The organism is Pseudomonas sp. DTU_2021_1001937_2_SI_NGA_ILE_001, from assembly GCF_032463525.1.
In the GTDB taxonomy this organism is placed as follows: domain Bacteria; phylum Pseudomonadota; class Gammaproteobacteria; order Pseudomonadales; family Pseudomonadaceae; genus Aquipseudomonas.
In genome coordinates this window covers 439,929-453,680 of the sequence record NZ_CP135971.1, presented here as the reverse complement: position 1 = coordinate 453,680, position 13,752 = coordinate 439,929, and the positions used below count along the sequence as shown (strand labels likewise).

The following is a 13,752-nucleotide window of genomic DNA, read 5'->3' as shown; positions in this document are numbered from 1 at the left end:
GGAGCGGCTTCAGCCGCGAAGCGACCGCCTGTTCACAGCAGAGGCAGTGAATTTTCTGGCGCTTTCGCGGCTGAAGCCGCTCCCACCGGGCCACATGTCGCTTAAGCGAACAGTATTGGTTCTAAGCCTGCCGAACGGTTGGGCTGCAGCCGCGCTGAGGCCGGTAAGGCGCATCATAGGCTGAAGATGGCCTGCCCTCGCAGAGCGCTTCCCGGCTGAAGCCGCTCCCACCGGGTGACTCCCCACGGCGACCGGCTTATCGGCTATCGTTCAGCACCAGGCGGCGCCAGACCGCCACTGACACGAGAGCCACCGATGATGGGAAACACACCTCTGCCTGCCGCTGCCGACCGACGCCAATGGCTGTGGATCGCCGGAACCCTGTTCAGCCTGCTGGCCTTCGCCGCCAATTCGATCTTCTGCCGCCTGGCCCTGCGCAGCGGCGCCATCGACCCGCAGTCCTTCACCGCCATCCGCCTGCTCGGTGGTTCGCTGTTTTTGCTGATGCTCCTCAACCTGGGCAAGCGCACGCCACTGGGCGGCAGCTGGCGTGGCGCAATGAGCCTGTTCGTCTATGCCTATCTGTTCTCGCTGGCCTACATCCACCTGGATGCCGGCGTGGGCGCGCTGATCCTGTTCGGCGCGGTGCAGATCAGCATGTTCGGGCTGGGCTGGAAAAGTGGCGAAAAACTGCGTGCCAGGGTCGCGCTGGGCATGTTCATCGCGTTCTGCGGGCTGTTGGTGTTGCTGGCGCCTGGCGGCATGGCGCCGCCGCTGTCCAGTGCACTGGCGATGGTAGTCGCCGGTATCGCCTGGGGCGTTTATTCGATTCTGGGCCGGGGAGCGGGCGGCAATCCACTGGGCAATACCGCCGGCAACTTCCTGCGCAGCCTGCCATTGGTGGGCGTGGCCGTGGCGCTGGGCCTGGTGCAGGGCGGCATATCGATCAGCGTGCCAGGCGTGGTCTATGCCCTGGCGTCTGGCGTGCTGGCCTCCGGGGCCGGGTATGCCGTGTGGTATTCGGTGGTCGGGCGGATGAGCGCACAGACAGCTGCAACCTTGCAGTTGAGTGTGCCAGTCCTGGCGGCGCTGGTCGGCGTACTGTTGCTGGACGAACCGCTGTCGCTGCGCCTGGTACTGGCGTCGCTGATCGTGCTGGGCGGCATCGCCCTGGCACTGACGGCCCGGCGGGTGCCGCCAGGCCGGTAGGCACGACGAACCTAACGCGCAGTGCTCGGCTCGGCCTTCTGCTCGGTAACTACCGGGGGTTCCGGGCGGCGCGAGTAGCGCTGGGCCAGACCGGCGCAGACCATCAGCTGGATCTGGTGGAACAGCATCACCGGCAGAATGATCAGACCGATGGTGCTGCCGGCAAACAGCACCTGGGCCATGGGCACGCCGGTGGCCAGGCTCTTCTTCGAGCCACAGAACAGGATGGTGATGCGATCTTCCTGGTTGAAGCCCAGCAGCCGCCCCAGCAGCGCCGTGATGCCCAGGGCCACCGCCAGCAACACGATGCAGCCGACCACGACCCAGGCCAGGGTAACCGGCGGCACTTGCTGCCACAGGCCACCGATGACTGCCGCACTGAACGCCGAGTAGACCACCAGCAGGATCGAACTCTGGTCGACATACTTCAGCCAGTTCTTGTTGCGCCCTACCCAGCCGCCGATCCAGCGCCGGGCGATCTGACCGGCGATGAAGGGTACCAGCAGCTGCAGGCTGATCTTGCGGATCGCCTCCAGGGTCGAGCCGCCATCGCCATGCACGCCCATCAGGAACGCCACCAGCAGCGGGGTCAGGAAGATGCCCAGCAGGCTGGATGCGGCGGCGCTGCAGATCGCCGCCGGAATGTTGCCACGCGCCAGTGAGGTGAAGGCGATCGCCGACTGTACCGTGGCCGGCAGCGCACACAGGTACAGGAAGCCCATGTACAGGTCCTGGCCGACCAGTGGCAGCAGCAGCGGCTTCATGGCCAGCCCCAGCAGCGGGAAGAGGACGAAGGTGCAGCAGAACACCAGCAGGTGCAGGCGCCAGTGCCCGGCACCGGCGAGGATGGCTTCACGGGACAGTTTGGCGCCGTGGAGGAAGAACAGCAGGGCGATGGCGATGTCGGTGATCCAGTCGAACGCCACGGCCACCTGGCCACGGGCAGGCAGGAAGGTGGCGGTGATGACCACCGCCAGCAGGGTCAGGGTGAAGTTGTCCGGCAAGAAACGCGAACGGGCCATGGGTGAGAGTCCTGTATTGTCAGAATAGCCCGCACACCTTAGCCTTGATCCCTTCTGCCGACTAACGCGATCAGGGCAACAAATGTCGATAAACGGCCAAACTGCCGTCCACGAGCGCCCCATCCCGCCACTGGACGCCCTGCCCCGCCCGCTCTATGCGCGCAGCGAGTCGTTGGCGCGGGCCGAGCGCACGCGCATGCACCACCACCCCTGGGTACAGTTGTCCTACGCGATACGCGGCGTGCTGCATGTGCACACCCCCGGTGAAAGCTTCGTCGCGCCGCCACAGCGTGCGGTGTGGATCCCGGCGCAGATGGAGCACGAGGTGTTCAGCTTCGCCAATACCGAAATGCGCAGCCTGTACCTGGATGCGACGCTGTTCGGCGCGCCGCACGACCATTGCCGGGTCATCGAGATCACCCCGCTTACCCATGAACTGATCAAGCAGTTCTGTACCCTGGAGACCGAGTACGACGAACAGGGTGAGGCAGGCCGCTTGTCGCTGGTACTGGTCGACCAACTGCGCCGCGCCCGCGAGGTGAGCATGTCGTTGCCGCTGCCGCAGGACCCACGCGCCCTGCAACTGTGCCGGCAGCTGCAGGACACCCCGGACGACGCCCGTACCCTGGCCGAATGGGGCTGCCAGCTGGGCGCCTCGGAAAAGACCCTGCGGCGCATCCTGCTGCGCGAAACGGGGCTGTCGTTCCGTATCTGGCGCCAGCGCCTGCGCCTGCTCGGCTCCATCGAAGAGCTGGGGCGCGGGGTCAGGGTCACTCAGGTGGCGCTGAACTTCGGCTACCAGTCCACCTCGGCCTACATTGCTGCATTTCGCGAGCACTTCGGCGTCACCCCTGGCGACTTCTTCTCGGGCTGAGGCCCATGGAACCTCCTGCATGCGGCCGCGTCCTATCCGGCGAGCCAGGCGTAGCGCCTGGCTGCCTCATGCCGCGCACGCCTGCCCTGCCGGCACCTCGTGAATTTCCGGAGTCCCCCTCGACATGAATGTCTCGTTTCGCCCCCAATGGCTGCTTGCCCTCGCCCTGTCCCTGGTCCTGATCGGCTGCGGCAACGATGAACCCAAGCAGCGGGCGGCCTTCAGCCAGTTCCTGCAGACCCGCATCATCGACAAGCCTGGACTGAGGGTGCCCAAGCTCACCCCCGAGGAGTCCAAGTCATTTGGCGACTACACCCGCGACTACGCGGTGATCACTGACTTCAATGCCGCCATGGACAGCACCGTGAAACCCTTCTCCGGCCTGCTGCAGAAAGGCGCGATCCGTTCGCTCAGCGATGTGCTCGAACGCCGCGATGACATCAAGGCGGCGCAGACCGGGCTCAACGATATGGGCGTGCAGCTCAAGGAGCAGAAAGCCAAGGCTGACAGCGCCCACGCCCAGGTCAAGCAGCCCGATGACCTGAAACCGGTTTACGACAAGGCCTATGCCAAGACCGTCACGCTGCCGGCCGAGACCTTCATGCAGGTGCTGCCGCAGATCGGCGCGACCCTGGACAGCGGCCTGAAAGTCGCGGATTACGTCAAGGCACACGAGCAGCAGATCGATGTGAAAGGCCCGACGGTTACCGTCAAGGACCCGAAGGTTCAGCAGGAACTGAACGGCTTGCTGCAGGACCTCAACAACCAGGCCCAGAATGCGCAGCAGGCGCAGGCCAAAATGCAGAAGCTGATGTTCGGCAACTGACCTGCCAGGCACTGGCGGGGTTCGGGAAGAACCCCGCCAGTCCACCTGACCGGCTCTGCCTTAGCCGCAGGCCCAGTCCAGTTCCATCTTCACCAGGTCGACCTGACCATTGCCACCGCCGAAATTGAAACCGCCGAAGTCCTCTTCGAACTCCAGGTAGCGCGGGCCGAACTCCGGGTAGCCCTGGACCGGAATCATGGTGCCGCCCAGGTGGTTGTGCGCGTGGAAGCGTTCCAGGTTGAGCGCCACGCCTTCATCGCTGAACGCCGGTATGTAGCCGCTTTCCTGGCATTCATCTTCCCACTCGCGCGGCGGCTTGCCGACGTTGGGGTCGTCTTCGCGGCGCTGGGCGCGAATCGGAAAGGCAGTGTCCAGGCCGGCGGCGCGACCGTTGGCCGGCAGCCATTCGAAGGCCTCCTGGCCGGGGTTGCGGACCTTGTCATACGGTAGGTAGTCCACGTAGCTGGCGTGCAACCAGCGGGGCGCGTCGCCCAACAGCGGATTGCCCTCCAGTTGCGGCGGCTCGGCCAGCGCGCCCTCGAAGGCCGCCTGGGTCAGCCAGATCACCGCATAGTGGGTGCCGAGAATGTCCTGCATGTCGAACTGCATGGGGTGGCGAGCCCGCCGATGCTCCCAGAACGGCAGCAGACTGGCGTCCGCCGGGCGCTGCTCGGTCAGCGGCTCGGCGAAGAACGCCTCCACCGCATCGCTGCTCGACAGTTCCTCGAACTGATCGTCGACGAACAGGCTGAATGCCACGTATTCCTGGCCCTGACCGCGATACTCGGACGGTACATGCAGGGTGAAGGCGTGGCGCATCGGGTAGCCGTGCAGCGGGCTCAGGGGCCACTGGGCGGTGCTGATGCCCGGCGGCAGGCCCAGGCTCCAGCCGCCGGCCCAGGCGGCACCACGCTCGGTGGTCGGAAGGGGCGCCTGGGGATCGCGCAAGAGATCCCAGGCGGTGGTCAAGGTCGGGTCGGCTTGCATGGTCTGACTTCCCTGATGGCTAGAGATAGAAACCCCAAGTCAGACCATCATGCTCGACATTCATTAGCCAGGCGCAGTAAAAAAATCAGGCCGGCCAGCTTTGCAGCACCTCGACGAAGCGCTTGAGCCAGGCGTTGGTCTGGCTGCCGTCGAGCACGCGGTGGTCGATGGTCAGTGACACATAGGCCATGGTGCGTGCCTGGAAGCTGTCCACGCCGTCTATTTCGCGAACCACTACACGCTTTTCCAGCGCCCCGATACCGAGAATCGCCGACTGCGGCTGATTGATGATCACCGGGCTGGCCAGCAGCGAACCGGACACGCCATGGTTGGAAATGGTGAAGGTGCCGCCCTGCACGTCCGCCGGCTTCAGCTTGCCGTTACGGGCAGCCTCGGTGAGGCTCTGCAAGCGGCTGGCGATGCCCAGCAGCGACAGCTCCTGGGCGCGGTGGATGACCGGGACGATCAGGCCCTGGTCGCCCAGCGCGGCACCCACGCCGATGTTCACGTCGCTGAACACTTCCAGGGCGTCTTCGTGCCAGCGGCTGTTGACCGCCGGCGCCGCCTGCATGGCCTGCACCGCTGCCGCGACGAAATAGGCGGTGTACGTGAGGTTGACCCCCTGGGCGGCGAAGCTTTCCTTGTGGCGCTGGCGATGGGCGATGAGCGCCGTGCAGTCCAGCTCGAAGACCGCCGTGACATGCGGCGCTACCGTGACCGAGCGCTGCATGTGCTCGGCGATGCGTCGGCGCATCGCCGTGTGCGCAATACGCTCGGCGACCCGTGGCGCCGTTGATGCCTCGCTGGCCGCTGGCGCTACGCCAGGCTGGGCCGGCGACGGCGGCGTGGCGGGCGGCTGGCGTTCGAGAAAACGCACCACGTCTTCACGAGTCAGACGCCCGTCGCGGCCAGTGCCCAACCCTTCGAGGTCGTCCAGGTGCAGGTCATGTTCGGCGATCAACCGGCGTACCGCTGGCGACAGTCGCGCACGAACCTCTTCGTTCGCCTCGCTCGCCGCACTGCATTGTCGAGGCTTGTCTGCGGTGGGCGCGGGCACCGCCAGCGGTGCTTCACCGGCGACACTGACACGCCCGAGCACGGCTCCGGGCGCGGCGTCCTGCCCCTCTTGCAGGACCACCTGCAGCAGGCCGTCGCAGGGCGCGCAGACTTCCACCACGACCTTGTCGGTTTCCAATTCCAGCACCGGCTCTTCACGGCGTACCGGCTCACCCGGCTGTTTCAGCCAGGTGCGCAGCACGGCCTTGGTGCCCTCTTGCTGCAACGGCGCGACGATGTCCTGTGCTTGTGTGGCGATGGTCATGTCATTCATCTCAGAACCCCACCATTTCGTCGATCTTGGCCCGAATGCGCTCCACCGACGGCAAGGCATGTTCCATCAGCAGCGGATGGTGCGGGCTGGGAATGTCCGGCATGGTCAGGCGCGCCACCGGGGCGTCCAGCTCCATGAACGCCTGTTCGGCGACCACGGCGAGGATCTCAGCGCCGAAACCGGCGGTTTCCAGGTCTTCGTGAACAACAAGGCAACGGTGGGTCCTGGCCACCGAGGCCAGCACGGCTTCGCGGTCCCAAGGCATCAGCGTGCGCAGGTCGAGCACTTCCACCGAACGGCCTTCAGCCGCCTGTTCGCAACGCTCGACCATGGCGCCCCAGGTCACCACGGTCAGGTCGTTGCCTTCGGTCACCCGGCGCGCCTTGCCGAACGGCAGCACATAGTCGTCACCGGGGTAACTGCGCCGCGCACTGGCGGCGTCGAGCATGGCGCGGTGCTCGAAGAAGATCACCGGGTCATTGCCGCGCAGCGCGGTACGCAGCAGGCCCACGGCGTCTTCGGCATTGGACGGCACGGCGACCTTCCAGCCCGGCGAATGGACGAACTGCACCTCGTTGGTCTGGCTGTGCCAGGGGTCGCCGCACTTGAAGAAGCCACCCGGAATACGCACCACCATGGGCGCAGCGAAGCGGTTGTTGGTACGCCAGCGCATGGTGCCGCAGTCGTTGATCTGTTCCACGGCCGGGTCGGCGTACTTGCGGAACTGGATTTCCGGCACTGGCATCAGCCCGCACAGGGCCATGCCCACGGCGCGGCCGATGATGCCCTCTTCCGACAGGCTGGTATCGAACACCCGCTCGCTGCCGTACTTGTCCTGCAAACCCAGGGTCACCGCGTGTACGCCACCCTTGGGGCCGACGTCTTCGCCGAACACCACCACGCGCGGGTTGCTGGCCAGCTCGTGGTCGAGGGTCCGGCGAATCGCCGCCACCATGTTCAGCCGCGGCCCTTCAGGCCGGGCCTGCTCGCTGCCGGTCGGGGCTGTGTAGCCTTCGCTCCACTGCCCGCCGCGCAATTGCAGGCTGCCTTCGAAAAACACGTTGTCGGCGACCCGCAGCGGATCGCTGAGCGGGCGTGCCTCGGCCTGCTCACGGGCCTGGCGCACCGCAGCGGCGGCCTGTTGTTCGAGGTCCAGCCATTCGCTTTCACTCAGTTGCGCCGGCACCAGGTAATCGCGCAGGCGCGGCAGCGGGTCGCGGCGCCATTCCTCCTCCACCTGTTCGGGCGACTTGTAGGCCTGGGTATCCTGGAAGCTGTGACCTTGCAGACGCGGCACGGTAAGGCGCAGCAGGCAGGGCCCCTGGCGGTCACGCACATGCGCCACCGCATCGGCGATCAGTGCCGCGCTCTGCTGCGGATCGCAGCCGTCGCCGGAAATCACGTGCAGGCCCTGGAAGCTGGCCAGGTTCCGAGCGATGTCGGCGCCGGGGGTCTGCAGGGTGGAGGGGGTGGAAATGCCGAAGCCGTTGTCTTCGATATAGAACAGCATCGGCAACTGCTGGGTGGTGGCGATGGTCAGCGCCGACCAGAAACCGTTGGTCGCCACCGAACCGTCACCACCTAGCACCACGCTGATGGCCCGCGAACGCTGGTGTTCACCCATCACCTTGACCCGGTACTCGATGGCCTGGGCCCAGCCAGCGGTGGGCGTGTATTGCGCGCCGACGCCGCCGCACATCGGCAAGGCCGCTACGCCACCGGGGTTGGGGTAGTTGAACACCACGCCGATGTCGCGGCCATCCGAGTAGCCACCGGCACGGGCCATGGAAGAACCCAGCGCATCGGCCAGGTCGACACCGAGGGCCAGCAGCAGCGGCCGCGAGCGGTAATAGCCGCAGGCCGCGTCGTGGGAGTCGTCGAGTTGCAGGCCAAGAAGAATCTGCGCCATGTCGTGGCCACGCGCAGAGAACTGGTACAGCACCTTCTTCTCCGGCACCAGGGTGCGCTCTTCAAGCTCATCGAGCTGGCGCGAAACCAGCAGCAGGTAGGCCACGCGGCGCCAGTCGCAGGCAACCGCGCCCAGGTCGGCAGGCGTGGTCAGGGCAGGCTTGGGCTGTATCACCGTCATTTTGTTGTTGTCCTCTACGGTTGAGCGGTGCGGCGCCGATGGCGCGCAATCCTTTGTGCAAATCGTAGGGACCGACCCGGAGAATGTGCTTTCTATTTTTCCGCGCTATGGCCAGAATCGAGAAGGCTCATTCTCAGAACAACAACAAATGAAGAAAGATCACCTCGATTCCTACAGCACCCGCATTCTCGACGCCCTGCAGGCCGACGCGCGGCTCTCGGTGCAGGACCTCTCCGAACGTATCGGCCTGTCCTCGACACCCACCTGGAAACGCCTCAAGTCGCTTGAGCAGAGTGGCTACATCAAACGCTACACGGCAGTAGTCGACCGTCAGAAGGTGGGCCTGGGCAACTGCGTGCTTGCCGAGGTCAACCTCTCCAAGCACGTCGAGAATGTCGTCGAAGCCTTCGAAGAGGCCGTGCGCAATTGCCCGGCGATCATCGAGTGCAACAGCACCACCGGGCAGGCCGACTACATCATGAAGGTGCTGACCACCGACATCGCCCACTACGACGACTTCCTGCACAAGGTGATCTTCAAGCTGCCGGGGGTCAGCGAGATTCGCTCGTCGGTGGTGATCCGCGAGGTGAAGGCCAACACCCCGGTGCCGCTCGACCACCTGACCTGAACCGCCAGGGCTTGCGCACCCGGCGCTTTCCTGCGACAAAGCCCGCCCTTTTTCCTGCACGACGGGCCGAACCATGAGCGACACCCTGGAAATCATCGACCTGCACCCTGGCGACGGCAAAGCCGTGGTCAAGGGCGCCCTGATCACCACCCAGTACACCGGATGGCTGGCCGACGGCACGGTGTTCGACTCGTCGTTCGAGCGCGGCAAGCCGTTCCAGTGCGTGATCGGCACCGGTCGGGTCATCAAAGGCTGGGACCAGGGCCTGATGGGCATGCGTGTCGGCGGCAAGCGCAAACTGCGCGTGCCGGCAGCACTGGGCTATGGCGAGCGCAAGGTCGGCAGCATCCCGCCGCATTCGGACCTGACGTTCGAGATCGAGCTGCTCGAAGTGCTGACCCGCGACGACTAAATTGTCAGGGCAACAGGGCCTCGCGCAGCCACTTTTCATGGCAAACCCGAGAGCTCAGTAGACCCGCCAGGCCTTGATCGACACCGCATTACGGGCCGGGCGCAGACTGCTCAGAGTGCCGATGAACAACGACTGGTTAAGCCACTCGTAGCGCCCGCTGGGGGCGTTCAAGGTGATTTTCGAGAAGGCGTAGCGATCCGCGCCTTCGCCGCGCACCAGCACCTCGTTGCGTACGCTGATGATCACCCCGTCGTCGGTCTGCATCTCGTAGATCGCATCCAGCTGGCGCACGCCGTCGCTGCGAATCAACTGCCGGTCTGCGCCGCCGGGCAGCACCTTGCCCGACAACCCGGCACCGTGGAACTCGCCCCCGGTGATCGGCACCATGCGCCGCTCACCCAGCGGCCCCTGGCCGAGGCTCACCGAAGGGGCGATATCGACGATCGCCTCGTAGACCAGTTCGCTGCGCGGCGGCGCGACCTCGGCAGCATTCACGTGGGGGGCAGACAGGAGCAGGAAGGACATGGCAAGGACCTGACGCATGAGGGAACTCCATTTCATTGTTGTAAGTGAAAAACTTGACCGACCATTTAGTTAATACTATTAACTTTATAGCGTGAATTCCAAAAACAAGACAACAAAAAAAATGGACTTACCCATGCATTTAGTTACGCATCCTATCTTTCTAGCCCTCCCCCTGCTCGGCCTCTCCGCCCTCACCCATGCCGCCGAAAACGCCTGTAGCGGGCTGACCAGCCATGACCCGCGTGTGCAGTTGCTGCAGGCCCGCCAGGTGCCGGCCGGGGAGCTGCCCAAGGCCAACCCGGGGCGTGCGGCGCTCACTGGCCAGGCGCTGTCCAAGGCCGCCATGCCCGCCCACTGCCTGGTCGAGGGACTGATCGACGCCCGCCAGGGCAGCGATGGCCAGGCCTATGGCATCCGCTTCGAGCTGCGCATGCCGCAAGACTGGAACGGCCAGTTCCTGTTCCAGGGTGGCGGCGGCATGGACGGTGTGGTCAACCAGGCGGTCGGTGCCATCCCGTTTCGTGGTGCCAGCTCGCTACCGGCGCTGAATCGCGGTTACGCGGTGGTCTCCACCGACTCCGGGCACGCCGGCCAGGACAGCAGCGATGCACGCTTCGGCCTCGACCAACAGGCGCGCCTCGACTACGCCTACGCCGCCATCGGCCAGGTGGCCCGCGAAGCCAAGCAGTTGCTTGCCGAACATTACGGCAAGGGTCCGCAGCACAGTGTGTTCATGGGCTGTTCCAACGGCGGTCGCGCCGCGTTGATGGCGGCGCAGCGCTTTCCCACCGAGTTCGACGGCATCATCGCCGGCAACCCCGGCTTGCGTCTGTCGCGCGCCGCCGTGGCGCAGGCCTGGGACACGCGCGCCCTCGAGGCTGCCGCCCCGCGTACCGCCGCCGGCGAACCGATTCTCGCCCAGGCCCTGACCCGCGACGAACAGGCCTTGGTGGCACGTCGGGTGCTGGAAACGTGCGACGCACTGGACGGTGCCCGCGATGGCAGCATTGATGCCATGAGCCAGTGTCACTTCGATCCCGCGCAGTTGCAGTGCAAATCCTCCGGCCAGGCTGAATGCCTGTCGGCGACCAAAGTGCAGGCGCTGCGCAAGGTCTTCGAGGGCGCCAAAGACAGCCGGGGCACACCGCTGTACAGCGACTGGCCGTGGGATGCCGGCATTGCCAGCGATGGCTGGCGCGCCTGGAAGCTCGGCACCTCGGACACCGGGCAGCCCAACGCACGCAACGCCACCCTGGCACCCAACTCGCTGGGCTACTACTTCATGACCCCGCCCAACCCGCAGCTGAGCCTCGCCGCCGTGGACTTCGACCGGGCCGCCGAAGCCGTGGCGCAGACCGGCGCGATCAACGACCCCACCGGCACCCAGCTGTCGAGCTTCGTAGCCAACGGCGGCAAGCTGATGGTCATCCACGGCAACAGCGACCCGGTGTTCTCTGCCAATGACCTGCGCCGCTACTGGGACCGCCTTGCCAAAGACAACGGCGGCGCGCAGCCGCTCGGCCAGTGGGCACGGCTGTTCATGGTGCCGGGCATGACGCATTGCGGGGACGGCCCGGCGCTGGACGACTTCGACCCCTTGCAGGCTTTGCAAAGCTGGCAGGCCGAGGGCAAGCCGCCGGCGCAACTGCTCGTCACCGGCACGGCCTTCCCTGGCCGCAGCCGCCCACTGTGCGCGTATCCGCAAGAAGCCCACTACCGAGGCAGCGGTGACCCGCAGCTGGCCGCCTCCTTCGAATGCCGCACACCAGCGCCAGGTGCCACCCAGGCACGCTGATCCCGACCTGCTCCGCTCCACGGGCCGCCCTGCGCGGCGGCCCCGTCACAACAACAAGAATCATGGAGATGCACCATGCATGCTGACTCGCCTGTTGCCGCGCGGTCTGGTTTCGCCTGCCATTTTTTCACCGGCCTGTGCTTGTGCGCCCTGGGCACCACCGCCCAGGCCGAAGGTTTCATCGACGATGCCAAGGGCACGTTGAACCTGCGCAACCTGTACATGCAGCGCGACTACAAGGGCAGTACCGCTCCGGCGCCCCGCCGCGCCGAATGGGGTCAGGGCCTGGTCTTTCAGGGCCACTCGGGCTACACCCCCGGCACCCTGGGCCTGGGTCTGGAGGTCACTGGTAAGTACGGCCTGCGCCTCGATAGCGGGGCCGGACGTACGGGGCTGGCGCTGTTTCCCCGACACGAAGACGGGCCGGCCAGGGAGTACGGCCGCCTGGGCGGTGCGCTCAGGGCGCGAATGGCGCACACCGAACTCAAGCATGGCGAGCAGATCATGGCCCTGCCAGTGGTCAGGACCAACGATGCCCGCCTGCTGCCACAGACCTACGACGGCACCACCCTGGTGTCCCGCGACCTGCCCCAGACCACCCTGTACGCCGGGCGCCTGGACAGGTTCAGCGGTCGCGACTCGGCCAACCTGGAAAGACTGCACATGCACGGCAGCCCGGTTGGCGGCAAACACTTCGACTACGCTGGCGCCGAGTGGCGTTCGCCAGACAAACGCCTGCAACTGGCTTACTGGCGCGCAGAACTCAAGGACATCTACAGCCAGGACCTCTACCGTTTCAGCTACGACCAGCCTTGGGGCACTGCCGTGGTCAGGCTGGACAGCGGCCTGTATGTCAGCCGCGAAACCGGCGCGGCGCTGGCCGGCGAACAGGACAACCGCGCCGCCTGGCTGGGCCTGAAGTGGACCCAGGCAGGTCACAGCGTACTGCTGGGCTACCAGCGCATGTTCGGCGACAGCGATTTCGTCGGCCTGCAAGACTCCGGCACGCCTATGGTCAACCACGCCAACAACATCTTCGCCTACGCCCGCGAGAAATCCTGGCAGGTGCGTTATGACTACGACTTCGTGGCCATGGGCGTGCCGGGCCTGAACTTCATGACCCGCTACATCCGTGGCTGGGACGTGCAGCGCGGTGCCGAGGTGAACGGCCATGAATGGGAGCGCGACGTCAGCCTGCGCTACGTGTGGCAGTCTGGCGCGCTGCGCAACTTCAGCGTGGCCCTGGGGCTGTCCAGCCTGCGCTCGACCTTCCAGAGCAGTTTCGACGAGACCACGCTGAGACTCAGCTATCCGTTGAGTTTCTGAGTGGCTGCCTCGCCTCGACCTCACAGGGCGTTTGCGGTCTACTGGGCGTCTTTACCTGCACATGGAGCCCGCCGACCGTGACTGCCCTGGACGACTCTCTCGACCTGTACCTGGCCCGCCTGGAACAGGGTCACTACGCCGACCGCCAGGAGCTGGCGATCCACCTGCTGGAACCTGAGCAAATCCAGACGCTGACCATGAGCTTCGCCTGGCATCCGCTGGTGCAGTTTCTCGACGGCCTGCTGCTGGATGATCCCGGCAGCAGCGATCATCACCTACTGGCCAGGGCCGCGCCCTTCGCAGGACAGGTGTTTTTCCTCGCTCACGACGGCGACTCGCGTGCCGTGTTCGCCAGCCTTGATGCGTTGCTCGACGCCGCCGACCAAGCTATCTCACAGGGCTGCGCGCTGACCGAGCTGCACCCGCCCCTGGCGATTCAAGTCACAGACCAGGCGGCGCTGGCAAGCCTGATCGGCGAGGCGCTGGCCGAGGACCAGGTGGAGGTTGCCGTGGCGCTCATCCCTTCCCTGGACCTGCGCGATACCCGGCTGCTGCAGACGCTGCTTGCCCATGAAGACTTCTACCTCGGCGAGGCGATCGCCCGGCAGGTGTGCGCACGTCCGGCGGCCGACCTGCTGCCACTGGCGCGCCAATGCGCCAGCCACCCTCACCCCCAGGTGGCCCAGGCCGGCGAGCGCGCGCTGCGCCTGTGTGCGCGGCCAAGGTAAG

The 13,752-nt window shown here is 65.8% G+C and carries 13 protein-coding genes; 8 read left to right on the top strand and 5 right to left on the bottom strand.

What is annotated here, in order from left to right; translation table 11 throughout:
• Nucleotides 1–318: 318 nt before the first annotated feature.
• Nucleotides 319–1,209: a DMT family transporter gene (locus RRX38_RS01930; protein ID WP_315961267.1), complete on the top strand. Its 891-nt coding sequence runs from the start codon at nt 319–321 to the stop codon at nt 1,207–1,209.
• Between the two features lie 11 nt (nt 1,210–1,220).
• Here RRX38_RS01930 and RRX38_RS01925 read toward each other — a convergent pair whose 3' ends face one another.
• Entirely contained in the window at nt 1,221–2,231 is a 1,011-nt protein-coding gene (locus RRX38_RS01925) for a bile acid:sodium symporter family protein (RefSeq protein WP_315961266.1), read from the bottom strand.
• 82 nt (nt 2,232–2,313) lie between these two features.
• Between RRX38_RS01925 and RRX38_RS01920 the strand changes: the two genes are divergently transcribed.
• Nucleotides 2,314–3,105, top strand: coding sequence for an AraC family transcriptional regulator (locus RRX38_RS01920; RefSeq protein ID WP_295473296.1), 792 nt, complete (start codon nt 2,314–2,316; stop codon nt 3,103–3,105).
• Nucleotides 3,106–3,229: 124 nt separating this feature from the next.
• Entirely contained in the window at nt 3,230–3,931 is a 702-nt protein-coding gene (locus RRX38_RS01915) for a DUF3053 domain-containing protein (RefSeq protein ID WP_315961265.1), read from the top strand.
• A gap of 60 nt (nt 3,932–3,991) precedes the next feature.
• Here the strand turns inward: RRX38_RS01915 and RRX38_RS01910 are convergent, their stop codons facing one another.
• From RRX38_RS01910 to RRX38_RS01900, 3 genes are all read right to left on the bottom strand, one after another.
• Nucleotides 3,992–4,918 (bottom strand): hypothetical protein, encoded by a 927-nt coding sequence (locus RRX38_RS01910; RefSeq protein WP_315961264.1) that lies wholly within the window; start codon nt 4,916–4,918, stop codon nt 3,992–3,994.
• Nucleotides 4,919–5,003: 85 nt separating this feature from the next.
• A complete protein-coding gene (locus RRX38_RS01905) occupies nt 5,004–6,248 on the bottom strand; it encodes a dihydrolipoamide acetyltransferase family protein (protein ID WP_315961263.1) in 1,245 nt (414 codons plus the stop codon).
• 1 nt (nt 6,249) lies between these two features.
• Nucleotides 6,250–8,337 (bottom strand): transketolase C-terminal domain-containing protein, encoded by a 2,088-nt coding sequence (locus RRX38_RS01900; protein WP_315961262.1) that lies wholly within the window; start codon nt 8,335–8,337, stop codon nt 6,250–6,252.
• Nucleotides 8,338–8,485: 148 nt separating this feature from the next.
• On the opposite strand from RRX38_RS01900, the gene RRX38_RS01895 reads away from it, so the two are divergent.
• Both RRX38_RS01895 and RRX38_RS01890 read left to right on the top strand, forming a co-directional pair.
• On the top strand, nt 8,486–8,965 hold the full coding sequence (locus RRX38_RS01895; RefSeq protein ID WP_295473304.1) for an Lrp/AsnC family transcriptional regulator: 480 nt from the start codon (nt 8,486–8,488) through the stop codon (nt 8,963–8,965).
• Between the two features lie 73 nt (nt 8,966–9,038).
• Nucleotides 9,039–9,377: an FKBP-type peptidyl-prolyl cis-trans isomerase gene (locus RRX38_RS01890; RefSeq protein WP_295473306.1), complete on the top strand. Its 339-nt coding sequence runs from the start codon at nt 9,039–9,041 to the stop codon at nt 9,375–9,377.
• 54 nt (nt 9,378–9,431) lie between these two features.
• Here the strand turns inward: RRX38_RS01890 and RRX38_RS01885 are convergent, their stop codons facing one another.
• Nucleotides 9,432–9,920 (bottom strand): DUF3237 domain-containing protein, encoded by a 489-nt coding sequence (locus RRX38_RS01885; protein WP_315961261.1) that lies wholly within the window; start codon nt 9,918–9,920, stop codon nt 9,432–9,434.
• A gap of 115 nt (nt 9,921–10,035) precedes the next feature.
• Here RRX38_RS01885 and RRX38_RS01880 point away from each other — a divergent pair, with 115 nt between their 5' ends.
• The 3 genes from RRX38_RS01880 (at nt 10,036) to RRX38_RS01870 (ending at nt 13,751) form a co-directional block, all read left to right on the top strand.
• A complete protein-coding gene (locus RRX38_RS01880; protein WP_315961260.1) occupies nt 10,036–11,697 on the top strand; it encodes a DUF6351 family protein in 1,662 nt (553 codons plus the stop codon).
• Nucleotides 11,698–11,772: 75 nt separating this feature from the next.
• Nucleotides 11,773–13,023 carry an OprD family outer membrane porin gene (locus RRX38_RS01875; protein ID WP_315961259.1) on the top strand — a complete coding sequence of 417 codons (1,251 nt, stop codon included), beginning with the start codon at nt 11,773–11,775 and terminating at the stop codon, nt 13,021–13,023.
• A gap of 77 nt (nt 13,024–13,100) precedes the next feature.
• Complete coding sequence (locus tag RRX38_RS01870) at nt 13,101–13,751, top strand: hypothetical protein (protein WP_315961258.1); 651 nt, start codon at nt 13,101–13,103, stop codon at nt 13,749–13,751.
• Nucleotide 13,752: the final 1 nt, after the last annotated feature.

Coding starts and splice junctions, on each gene's coding strand:
- RRX38_RS01895 (WP_295473304.1), top strand. CDS start 8,486: ATGAAGAAAGATCACCTCGATTCCTACAGCACCCGCATTCTCGACGCC.
- RRX38_RS01900 (WP_315961262.1), bottom strand. CDS start 8,337: ATGACGGTGATACAGCCCAAGCCTGCCCTGACCACGCCTGCCGACCTG.
- RRX38_RS01880 (WP_315961260.1), top strand. CDS start 10,036: ATGCATTTAGTTACGCATCCTATCTTTCTAGCCCTCCCCCTGCTCGGC.
- RRX38_RS01930 (WP_315961267.1), top strand. CDS start 319: ATGGGAAACACACCTCTGCCTGCCGCTGCCGACCGACGCCAATGGCTG.
- RRX38_RS01875 (WP_315961259.1), top strand. CDS start 11,773: ATGCATGCTGACTCGCCTGTTGCCGCGCGGTCTGGTTTCGCCTGCCAT.
- RRX38_RS01890 (WP_295473306.1), top strand. CDS start 9,039: ATGAGCGACACCCTGGAAATCATCGACCTGCACCCTGGCGACGGCAAA.
- RRX38_RS01885 (WP_315961261.1), bottom strand. CDS start 9,920: ATGCGTCAGGTCCTTGCCATGTCCTTCCTGCTCCTGTCTGCCCCCCAC.
- RRX38_RS01910 (WP_315961264.1), bottom strand. CDS start 4,918: ATGCAAGCCGACCCGACCTTGACCACCGCCTGGGATCTCTTGCGCGAT.
- RRX38_RS01920 (WP_295473296.1), top strand. CDS start 2,314: ATGTCGATAAACGGCCAAACTGCCGTCCACGAGCGCCCCATCCCGCCA.
- RRX38_RS01915 (WP_315961265.1), top strand. CDS start 3,230: ATGAATGTCTCGTTTCGCCCCCAATGGCTGCTTGCCCTCGCCCTGTCC.
- RRX38_RS01905 (WP_315961263.1), bottom strand. CDS start 6,248: ATGAATGACATGACCATCGCCACACAAGCACAGGACATCGTCGCGCCG.
- RRX38_RS01925 (WP_315961266.1), bottom strand. CDS start 2,231: ATGGCCCGTTCGCGTTTCTTGCCGGACAACTTCACCCTGACCCTGCTG.